Source organism: Cellulophaga sp. 20_2_10 (assembly GCF_023476645.1).
Taxonomy (GTDB): domain Bacteria; phylum Bacteroidota; class Bacteroidia; order Flavobacteriales; family Flavobacteriaceae; genus Cellulophaga.
The window spans coordinates 1-11064 of sequence record NZ_JAMCOJ010000024.1 but is presented as its reverse complement, the minus strand read 5'-3'; the positions used below and the strand labels follow the sequence as shown (position 1 = coordinate 11064).

Sequence of the window (11064 nt, the reverse complement as noted above, 5' to 3'; positions counted from 1 at the left end):
AATAAAAAACAAACAAAAAGTTTTAGCTTAGTCCGAAGTCGGAAACGAAAAGGTTTCCTTAGTTCCGCACTAATCATAGCTGAAACGTTAGCAGAAAGCAAAAAAAAATACCCTATGACTATAAATTTATATAAATGTTTTATTGCTTCTCCAGGTGATACTCAAAATGAAAGAGATATTTGTGATACAGTATTCGCTAAATTAAATAAGACAATAGGAAATCAATTAAACTTTAGAATTGAATCAAAAAAATGGGAGAATGATGCTAGACCAAGTTTCGGTCAAGATGGACAAGCTATAATAAATGAACAGTTATTAAATGAATATGACTTATTTGTTGGTATCATGTGGAATAAGTTTGGAACAGCTACACCAAGAGCAGGTTCAGGAACTGAAGAAGAATTTTTACATGCCTATAAACGTCATATAAATCAAGAAGATGTTGAAATATTATTTTATTTCAATCAAGAAAATGCCGAAATAGATTCTTTAGATTTAGAACAAGTTCAAAAAGTTAGAGATTTTAAAAGAAAAGTTTCCGATTTAGGAGGTCTATATAATCAATTTAGAGGAACTAATGAATTTGAAGAAAATTTATATAACCATTTATATTCATATTTTGTAAGTAAATTAAGTCCTAAACACGATAATATAGAACTTAAAATAGAATCCGAAAAACTTAAACAACTTGCATTAAAAGAATCCGTTACGCAATTACTTAAAAATAGATTTAATGAAGCATTATGTATGTTTTCAGGGCAACCAATCATATGGGTTCCTCCAATATTAAGTGATACAAATGACATTTCACATAATTCTGATGAAAATTTCAAATCAAAAATAGATTTAGAGGATATTATTAAAACTCCAAAATCTACTGTTATTAAATCACCACCGCAATTTGGCTTAACCTGCCTTTCACATTACTTTATAAAAGAAGCTTGGGAAAGAGATTGCACTTGGGTATATCTAGATGCACAAAAAACAAAAAGAAACTCTATTACTAATTGTATCAAAAAAGAATTGTTAAGCTTAAATATTCAAAATAATAAAATTGATTGTATCATTTTAGATTCTTGGATTAATACTGATCACGGAGCTAATAAATTACTTAAAAACCTCTGTAAAGAATTTAAAGACACTCCAATAATCGTCATGCAAACTATTGATGATTCAAAATTTAAAACAGAAAATAATCAAGAAAAAATTGATAGAGATTTTAATGTTCTTCACTTATTAGCTCTACCTAGAACAGAAATAAGAAACGTTGTGTCGGCTTATAATAATAAAATCCATATTGGGGATGAGAATGCCGTTTTAAATAAAGTTATTTCTGATTTAAATGTGCTAAACATCCATAGAACACCATCTAATTGTTTAACTCTTCTAAAAGTTTCTGAAAAGCATTTTGACGAAAGTCCCGTTAATAGAACAAAAATGTTAGAAATGGTTCTTTTTGTTTTATTTGATCTAGGAGAATTACCTACTTATAAAATAAAACCTGATTTAAAAGATTGTGAGTATGTATTAGGTAGATTCTGTGAGAAATTAATAAAAAATAATTTTTATCAGTTTACAAGAGAACACTTCTTGTCAGAAATTAATTTCTTTTGTAAAGAAAAGCTTATAGACTTAGAAGTATCAGTAGTGTTTGATATACTTTATGCAAACAGCATAATTATGAAAACAGAAACAGAATTTTCTTTTCGTGCATCCTATTGGATTTATTATTTCGGAGCAAAAAGAATGCATTCAAATAAAGAATTTTGCGATTATATTTTTAATGAAAAGAAATATGTTTCTTTTCCAGAAATAATAGAATTTTATACTGGAATAGACAGAAACAGAACAGATGCACTTGTGTTTTTAACAAATGATATTGAAACAACATGTAAAATTGTTGAAGATAAACTTGGTTTACCAAAAGAACTAAATCCTTTTAAATTAGCTGAATGGAAACCATCAGAAGACAGTATTAATAAAATGCAGGCAGAAATTAGTGAGGATGTACAAAATTCAAAACTTCCCGAATCTATTAAAGACCAACATGCTGACAGAGATTACAATCAATTGAAACCTTACAATCAAAGCATACAAACAATATTTGAAGAATATTCTCTAGTAGTCTTAATGCAAAAAATCAAAGCTTGTTCAAGGGCTTTAAGAAATAGTGATTATGCTGACCCAGATACTAAACGAAAAATGCTTAAAGCAATTACTCGCAGTTGGGAACAAATTTCAAAAGTTTTATTTGCCTTAACACCTGCTTTAGCGACTAGAGGAAGTGCTGCTTTTGCTGGTCAAGGATTCTATTTGGGCGATAATTTTGGAGATACAGTAGAAGAAAGAATCAATCGTATATTTCAAGCCAATCCAACTAATGTTGTTGGTTTTTTTAAGGATGATTTAATTTCAAGTAAAATTGGACCATTATTATTTGACAGTATATCATCAGAAGATAATGAATTAATAAAGCATCATTTAATACTTCTCTTAATTTTCACTCGACCGCGTAATTGGAAAAATGAGGTTGAAAAATATATAATAAGTATTTCAAAGAATTCATTTTATCTATTTGATACAGTAAACGCTTTAAGAGCAAAGTATCATTATGCAATAACAGACGAAACTGAGTCTAAAAACATTAGCTACTTATTAAAAATGGGATATGCTAAACATGAATATGGAGATAAAAAACCAGGGTTAAATAAAATAAGTAAGATTAAACTACCAAAAAGAGAAGCTGAGGAATAGTGCCATCTGCTAACAATGTATAAAAAACATAGGGCATATGTATTAACTTCAAAGTTCTGTGTTTATTTACAAAGTCCGCTAAATATAAAATTTGGCATTTAAGATAAAAATAAAGGCAAAATATTTATATTTAACTAAGTGATAAATCGAAACGAAAGTGCTTATTAACTGCCCTACGTTTCTTATACAAAACGTTAACAACAAGCAAAAATGAGACTACTAATATTATTTCTTCTTCTAACAAATATCTCATTTGGACAAACAAGTAATCGATTTGATAGGAATTTTGACTTTGAAAACGAGATAAAAAATGAAAATTTAATTGATTCTCTAAATTCATATGATTTTTCAAATATTTGGACAAAAACAAAAAACTCATTAATTCGAGGAATTATTGGGGAAGACCATCAACGAATTAAATTAAAACTGATTTCAATCACTAAAAAAACTAATAATCTTAACGAATATTTAGTTACAGGGAAATCTTCAGTAAAAGGAACAATTTGTGATTTTAGCGGAGTAATAACTCTCGTTACAATAAATAAAGTGAAAAAATTACACTTTGGTGTTGACGGCTACTATGCTGATAAAGGAATTAAATCACAAGGAATTTTAATTGCGAGTTATGAATTCAATGAAAATATTGAACAAAAATATAGTGGAACTTTTAAAGGTAAGCTTTACTCTAAATGGTATTTAAATTCTGAAAATAAAATAATTTATGATGACATTGAGTCTAATTCAGATAGCTATATGAACAATGCCTTTGTTGGTATTTGGAAAAGTTATAAAACCTTAAAAGAAAAAAAATGTAATTGGGCAGATTTTAGAATTCCTAATGCAAATCAAGATTTTGACATAGGAGCTGGAGAGTTTTCTCCAAATGAAAAATATCTTGATAAAGGTTGGGAGAATTACTCACAAGCTTGGATATATGGAGATAAAGAAGCTCAAGAAAAAGAAAGAAAAATGTGGTGGAAATAAGCCAGTTGTTAACACGGTGTAAAAAACATAGGGCGTTTGGGCTTAATTTAAAGGTTTAGGTTTCTTTATGAGGTCGCCAAATTTTCAATTTGGCATTTAGAAAAAAATAAAAGCAAAATATGTAAATTTGGCTTAGTGAGAATTCGAAAGACAGTGCTTATCCTCTGCCCTACATTCCTTACACTAACCGTTAGGCAATATTAAAAACAAACTATGACCGAAGAAACCAAACCGAAAGAATTGAATCAAGGAATGATTATAAAAGCATTAGATTATGCTTATGATAAGGCTATAAATGGAATTCCTGGTTTTGATTCTGCGCAAGAAATGGCGGAAAACTATATGAAAAACGGAGATGATTCTATAAATAACTGTAATTCGCTAATCAGATGGCAAAATACAAAAGCAGGCACTAGTGGATTTCTGACAGGTTTAGGTGGACTTATTACAATGCCGGTTGCTATTCCAGCTAATTTAGCAAGTGTTATGTATGTCCAAATTCGGATGATTGCTTCAATAGCATATATAGGAGGTTATGACTTAAAAGATGACAGAGTAAAGTCACTTGTTTATTTGTGTATGGCTGGAAATGGAGCTAAAGACATTTTAAAAGATATAGGGATTGTTGTTGGTCGTAAATTAAGTACACAAATGATAGCTAATATATCGGGAAAAACAATAACAGCAATTAATCAAAAAGTTGGATTTAGATTATTAACTAAATTTGGAGAAAAAGGAGCAATAAATTTAGGAAAAGCTGTACCAATTGTTGGTGGAATAATTGGTGGAACTTTCGATACTGTAACTACAAATATTATTGGAAATACCGCAAGAAAGACGTTTGTAGAAACCAAAAACATTGCCTAACATGGTGTAAAAAACATAGGGCGGATTGTGTTAGTTGTAAAGGTTTGGGTTTGTTTGCGAGGTCGCCAAATGTAAAATTTGGCGTTTACAAAAAATGATAAAAGCAAAATATTTATATTTGGCTTAGTGTCAAATCGTAAGAACATTGCTTATCCTCTGCCCTACGATTTTTTACACTTAACGTTGTAAAATATAACAAAAGATGACCGAAAAAGAAGCTAGAATAAATATCAGATATATCGGTGGTGAAGCAGACAACCACAGACTTGATTTATATAATGCAAGTACATCTTTATTAGGTATTTCAAAAGCTTTAGCTATAACAACTCAAGCTGTAATAACAAGAGGAAAAGATATTCGAGTAAAAGGTGCTAATATCCCTGATGTTGAATTTTACCTACATCCGCCTAAAAAAGGAAGTTTCATAGAGGTCATATCAGTTGTTTTTCAAGACCCAGCTGTTCAAGCTCTTGGAACAAGTGTCGTAGTTGCTGCTTTTTGGGATATGCTAGAATATTCTTGGAAAATTGCTACAGGAAAAGATGCTGTTCCAAAAACAAATACTGTTAAACGAATCGTAAAAGAGAACGAACTTATAACAGATGAATTAAAAGCTGTTTTAGAAGCACCATTACAACAAATACATAGACCTATAGATAATTTAGATTCAAAAATACAGATTATTAGACCAAGAGGAGGGAAAATTTTAGTCTTAGATAAAGAAACAAAAAATTATGTATACTCTAAAAATGATGGAGGCTTAAGAGAGGATATTTTAGGAAACGTAACCAAATATAATATAATAACAGGGTATGGTAGATTTTATATGGACGATGAGAAAAAAACACTACCTTTTAATATTGATAAAAACGAAATTAGTGTTGAACAAGAAGAAATTTTAAAATGGTCTTTATATAAAGCTTCAGTCTACGGAGGAGAAGGAAAAATATTCTTAAAAGCTCAAGTCATTAATGACAATATAGGTAATATAAAAAGATTTTTTGTAAAAGGCGCATATACAGATGATAAAGATAACGCACAAGTCGGTTAATATTTTTTATAAGATTATAAAAAGTCCTATAACTGCTATTTTCATTAGTTTAATAATTAGCTATTTTTTTTATGTTTTAAGTTCTAAAAACAAAGAACCTTTATATAATATTTCCGATTCGCAGTTAGTAGCACAAAATTTAAATGAATCTAACATTTCAATTAAATGGAAAGATTCGTTAATTAAAAATATTTATTCAATAAATATTAAAATTTGGAATAATGGTGATGACATAATTGATTATTCTGATTTCGTAGCAAACAAACCGCTTACATTGTACAATGAAGGAAAAGTTAAAATTTTAAAAATTTCATCAATAAAAAGTAGCAGACCTAATATTAAATTCAAACCTAAGATACTGAATGATTCAATTATCTTTTCATTATCAAACAAAGAGGCGTTGGAAAAAGGAGATGGAGAAATGTTTTCTGTATTATATTCAAATATAAATGAGGAAAAATGGATTTTGAAAAGTAGAATCAAAGGAGCAAAATATGGTTTTGGATTCCAAGAAGTATCTAGCCTAAATAGTAATAAAGGAAAAGTCACAACTTATATTACGGTAGTTTTAGTATTAATTATCATTCTTAGAATTTTCATTTCAATTTATAAGCATAAATCTGTGAATTTCAATAATTGGGAGTTAGTCTTTGTTCTCACATACTTTATAATAATTTACTTGATACCGTTTATTCAATCAGATGGAGAATTACTACTGTGGATGAAATAAAAAAATTACATTTTACAACAACGTATATAACTCATAGCTAATAAGCTGATTAATAGAATTTAAGGCATATTTGGAAAGTCGCCAAATTTTTAAATTTGACGATTTCCAATAAAAAAATAAATAGTAAAATTTAAAAATCTGGCTTGTGCTTAATCTGAAATTTGTTTTCTAATTTACACGCTACGAGCCATATACAAAACCGTTAGCCACAAGGCAAAAACCAATCTGAACGAATAAAAAAAATGGAGAAAAACTATTTTCTTTTAGAAGACAAAAAAAAAGAGATTGAATCCAAATTTTTAATCAAAAACGGTTGGTTAAAAATATATGAAAACGACTCTAACAATTTTGATGATACTGCCGGAGTTTACTGTTGTTTAATAGCAAATGACAAAATTGAAAAATACAATGAGGATTACAAATGGCCACTTTCTTTTGGAAGTGAAGGAAAACCTTCTGTTTATGGAGATAACTCTTATAAAACCAATGAAGAAGATGGATTAGAGCCTTTTTTATTCTATAAAAACTTTTTATTGCAAGAGACATCAATTAAATATTTAGATGTTGCAGAAGAATTTGTTCTCTACTTTCGACTATACGAAAAAGGAAATGACAAACAAAACCGAACCTTTTACTACGTAAGTGATTATGGAGAATTAGACGAAGTTTTAATTATCGAGCCAAAATTAATTAAAGTTAAAATTAAATATTTAAGAGAATATATTACAATGCGTGATATGAACTTTGTTGTTTGCTATGATTTTATGAGGTTGCTCAAAAACATTCCTTCAGATTGGAATATTAAGCATCAAGATGAGCTTATCAAAGAAAACGATTTTATTTATAATCATTTAATTAGAAACGTATCTAAAAAAACTCAAAGTTGGTTAATGGGTAAAGTTTTCATTAAACCAAATGAAACAAAAAAATCACATTTCGACATTGAGATCTCAAAAAACGAAAGCTACATAATTGAAATTGATGATGAAGGAGAATTAATTTATGAAGACTGCGCAGAAACTGATGGAAATCATTTTAAAGTAACCTATTTTAAAAAAGAGGTATTAAACAAATATTATAATGAGCCTAATAAATATCAAGTTGACGGTTTTAGCGTTGGTTCCAAATTCTTTAGATTAAAAATAGACAATAATGTAGATGAATATATTCCTGTTTTTCTTACCAATTTAAGAATGCTTCCAGAAATGGAACAACTTCATTGGAAACAATATAATATTCCACCTAAAGAAGGAATGAACATAAGTCGAACTTATTATAAAACAATGATAGAAGGCCAATGGGCAGAACAGCCTGAGGCAGTGGACTTATTATTCAAATCAAAATACGAAAGTTTTAATAAAAAGTGGGAAAAAAAATTTGGATGGAAATTATATAAACCATTATCAAAAACAGATGAACATTTATTTACGGCATTACATAAAATTACATCTAATAATGTCAAATCTTTTTGTGAACAAACTTTGACTATTGTAAAACTAACTATTGACAGACTAAATGAAAAAGAATTAGCAAAAGGGTTAAGTTTAGAATCAAAAATTCGAGGAATTGGAAAATTTGAGAAATTTTTAGAATCTAAAGAAATAAATATACCTAAAATGTTTGAGTTTTTAAGAAATCTTCAAAATTTAAGATCTGGTTTAATTGCTCATACATTTAGTGAATCAAATAAGGATTGTAAAAAGGCTCTTAAATATTTCGGAATTGAAAACGATAATTACACTAAGGTTTTGGAAGAAATATTCGTTAAATCGATATATACATTCAATACTTTAGAAACATATTTTGAACTGAACGAATAAAAGCCCAGTGGCTAACACCGTATATAATTTATTGCTGGTTCTAGCCTGCTTACGAAAACCCTCGCGGATTTTCTATTCGGTTTTTATTTGCTAAATTAGGTGCTTAAACACGCAACAAACCATATACAAACACGTTGTAACACATTTGACCAAACCAGGAAACATTGAGTAAATTAAAAAAATTAATAGACGAAATCACAGAGTTTGGAATTAACCCAAAAGTGGAATTGACCGACAAAAATGATGTCCTAAAAAAACTGTTAGTCGGAATTTACTCGGAATTTCTAAATGCAGAATTTGAATTTGACGAGGCAGACTATGAAAAAGAACCTGAATTTGATTATAAAGAAATACTTAAAAATGTAAAATCAAATTTTCAAAATTTTGGTTGGTACAGTTCAGTTTTAGACTCAAATAAAATGGAACCGAATATTGAAATCGGAATTGGAGATGAGTTAGACGATTTGACTGACATTATAAAAGATTTATTGGCTGTGAAATGGCGAATGGAGAATACGAGTCTAAATGATGCACTTTGGAATTTCGAGTTTTCTATGCGAACACACTCTGAACAACATTTAGTTGATTTATTAAAAAGACTGAAAGAACGAAGTGAATAAAAACAAATCAAATACATTTTTTGGAATTATCTAAAGCTCATAAAAAGAAAATTAAATGGACTTTAATAATGGCTATTTTTAGCCTAGTATTATTGCTTCTCGCACTTTTAGTTAATGAATTTAGGCACTTGTTTGGATATAGGAAAGGATATGCAGGGCATAATTTCAGTTTTAATTTTAGTTTCTTTCTCCCAATAACAGTTATTGCATTTGGACTTGGACTAGCAGTTATAGTAAGAACAATAAAAAATTGGAAAAGTTGGACTAACCTGAAAACGAAATGGTTATTAATTGGATTAGTATTTCCTGCAATTGGATTTTGGATATTTAATGTTTTTCGATTGATTTTAATATGAATAATTCAAAGAATGAAACGTGTTACAACACTGTATAAAAAACATAGGGCTTTTGTGCCAACCCCGAAGTTCTGTGCTTATTTACAAAGTCCGCTAAATATAAAAATTGGCATTTAAACGAAAAATAAAAGCAAAATATTTATATTTAGCTAAGTATTAAACCGAAACGTAAGTGCTTTTTAACCGCCCTACGATTTCTTATACTTAACGTTAGTAAATATTACAGTTGAAATTTAAAATATCGACTAGTAAGACAAATATTCTCTGAGTAATTGTAACTGAATAAAATTATGTTGTTGGACTTAACTCAGATGTTTATCAGGGTTGTTGGAGATCACTCAGACGGCATAATAGCTACAGAATAATCGGAAATGAATAAGTTTGTGGCTGTACTCCATTCCAATGTTTATCAGAACGGTGTTCGTTTTTACTCTGTTGGCAATAATAGAATGTAATACTCAGATGTATTTAGAGCGGTTGTACCCGAATAAAGAACATTTACTAACAACACCTATAATTAATGCGGGTTGGATTGTTTAATCGAATGGCTTGTGTATATTTATGCTGTCGCCAAATCTATTGGATTTGTCTTTTGAAAATAAAAATAAAAAACAAACAAAAAGTTTTAGCTTAGTCCGAAGTCGGAAACGAAAAGGTTTCCTTAGTTCCGCACTAATCATAGCTAAACCGTTAGCAGCAATAAACCAAAAAATATGAGAAAGAACATTACGTTTTTATTATTACTAACAATTTTATTTTCTTGTTCAAAAAAGCAAGATAATTTCTCAAAATATGAATGGTTAATTCATTACAAAGAGTATAATGAAGATTATAGTAAATCAACATCCCATCAAAAAGTTTTATTCAAAAATGATTCAATAGTTTGTTTTTCGGAAATTACTGGAAAATCAATGAAATTTCCGTTAATTAAAAAAGATAGTTTAATCATTTTCAAAGAACTATATACAATAACAAGAAAAGGAGAAAAAAAGAAAGACACTATAGTAACTGACACTTTACTATTCGATTTTAAAAAATTATTTGACAAACCATTATTAATAATTAAACCATTAAAATCTGAATACTATAATGTACTAACAACCTCAAAAAATAATATTGAACTAGAAGAAACTAATAACTTTTTATCACTCATTAATTTTAAAATTGGTGGAATGCAAATTGGTGACTCTATATCTATACAAAACTTTGAAAATATAAAAGACAAAAAAACCTATGATGACACAAATATTTTAGTAGGAAACCCTAAAGGAAACGAAAATATTGAAGCTCAAATTATTAATAAAAAATATATCTACAGTATTACTCAAAAAAATATAGCGAATAGTCAAATTGAGAATATAATTAAAGTAGTTAATGAAAAGATTAAAATAAATCCAGATACCATCAAGAAAAGTAAACCTTTCTATACAGAAGGCTACAGGTGGAATTCAAAAGGAATTGAAGTAGAATTGAAAAAAGACGATATTTATCAATATTATATGGACAAAGCAGAAGAGATAACTAAAAGTGACTTTGGAAGTCAAATGCGTAAATCTACTTATATCAAAATGGCTACTAAAGAAATTGGAAATGGTAAATATTATGAATTAGAATATAACAATGAATTAGTACAGAATATATTGAGAATAATAGGAAATAAAACAACACAATCATCAATTATTGAATAAATTACTGCTGCTAACACCGTATATAATTTATTGCTGGCTTCTCGCCTACTTACGAAAGTCCTCGCGGACTTTCTTGGTCGGTAATTATTTACTAAATTAGTTCCTTGAAACACGCAACAAACCATATACAACAACGTTGGCAATAATTATGAATCATATCAAATACTTAATTCTTTTAGTTCTTATTGGAACCT

8 protein-coding genes are annotated in these 11064 nt (G+C 28.6%); all 8 read left to right on the top strand.

The window, feature by feature from the left end; genetic code table 11:
- Positions 1-114 precede the first annotated feature (114 nt).
- The gene (locus M4I21_RS18070) at positions 115-2754 is read left to right on the top strand and encodes a DUF4062 domain-containing protein (protein WP_249560633.1); all 2640 of its coding nucleotides are present in this window, start codon (positions 115-117) and stop codon (positions 2752-2754) included.
- Between the two features lie 210 nt (positions 2755-2964).
- Complete coding sequence (locus M4I21_RS18065) at positions 2965-3738, top strand: hypothetical protein (RefSeq protein WP_249560632.1); 774 nt, start codon at positions 2965-2967, stop codon at positions 3736-3738.
- A gap of 213 nt (positions 3739-3951) precedes the next feature.
- Positions 3952-4605, top strand: a complete 654-nt coding sequence (locus M4I21_RS18060) for an EcsC family protein (protein WP_249560631.1) — start codon at positions 3952-3954, stop codon at positions 4603-4605.
- A 202-nt stretch (positions 4606-4807) separates the two neighbouring features.
- The gene (locus M4I21_RS18055; RefSeq protein ID WP_249560630.1) at positions 4808-5656 is read left to right on the top strand and encodes a DUF7946 domain-containing protein; all 849 of its coding nucleotides are present in this window, start codon (positions 4808-4810) and stop codon (positions 5654-5656) included.
- A complete protein-coding gene (locus M4I21_RS18050; RefSeq protein ID WP_249560629.1) occupies positions 5628-6386 on the top strand; it encodes a hypothetical protein in 759 nt (252 codons plus the stop codon). The genes M4I21_RS18055 and M4I21_RS18050 overlap by 29 nt, the downstream gene beginning before the upstream one ends.
- Positions 6387-6628: 242 nt before the next feature.
- Entirely contained in the window at positions 6629-8206 is a 1578-nt protein-coding gene (locus M4I21_RS18045) for a hypothetical protein (protein WP_249560628.1), read from the top strand.
- Positions 8207-8370: 164 nt separating this feature from the next.
- Entirely contained in the window at positions 8371-8826 is a 456-nt protein-coding gene (locus tag M4I21_RS18040; protein ID WP_249560627.1) for a DUF5063 domain-containing protein, read from the top strand.
- 1069 nt (positions 8827-9895) lie between these two features.
- Positions 9896-10870 carry a hypothetical protein gene (locus M4I21_RS18035; RefSeq protein WP_249560626.1) on the top strand — a complete coding sequence of 325 codons (975 nt, stop codon included), beginning with the start codon at positions 9896-9898 and terminating at the stop codon, positions 10868-10870.
- Positions 10871-11064: the final 194 nt, after the last annotated feature.

Bases quoted from the DNA above. Each gene is read 5' to 3' on its own strand.
- M4I21_RS18035 (WP_249560626.1), top strand. From the start codon at position 9,896: ATGAGAAAGAACATTACGTTTTTATTATTACTAACAATTTTATTTTCT.
- M4I21_RS18060 (WP_249560631.1), top strand. From the start codon at position 3,952: ATGACCGAAGAAACCAAACCGAAAGAATTGAATCAAGGAATGATTATA.
- M4I21_RS18065 (WP_249560632.1), top strand. From the start codon at position 2,965: ATGAGACTACTAATATTATTTCTTCTTCTAACAAATATCTCATTTGGA.
- M4I21_RS18050 (WP_249560629.1), top strand. From the start codon at position 5,628: ATGATAAAGATAACGCACAAGTCGGTTAATATTTTTTATAAGATTATA.
- M4I21_RS18070 (WP_249560633.1), top strand. From the start codon at position 115: ATGACTATAAATTTATATAAATGTTTTATTGCTTCTCCAGGTGATACT.
- M4I21_RS18045 (WP_249560628.1), top strand. From the start codon at position 6,629: ATGGAGAAAAACTATTTTCTTTTAGAAGACAAAAAAAAAGAGATTGAA.
- M4I21_RS18055 (WP_249560630.1), top strand. From the start codon at position 4,808: ATGACCGAAAAAGAAGCTAGAATAAATATCAGATATATCGGTGGTGAA.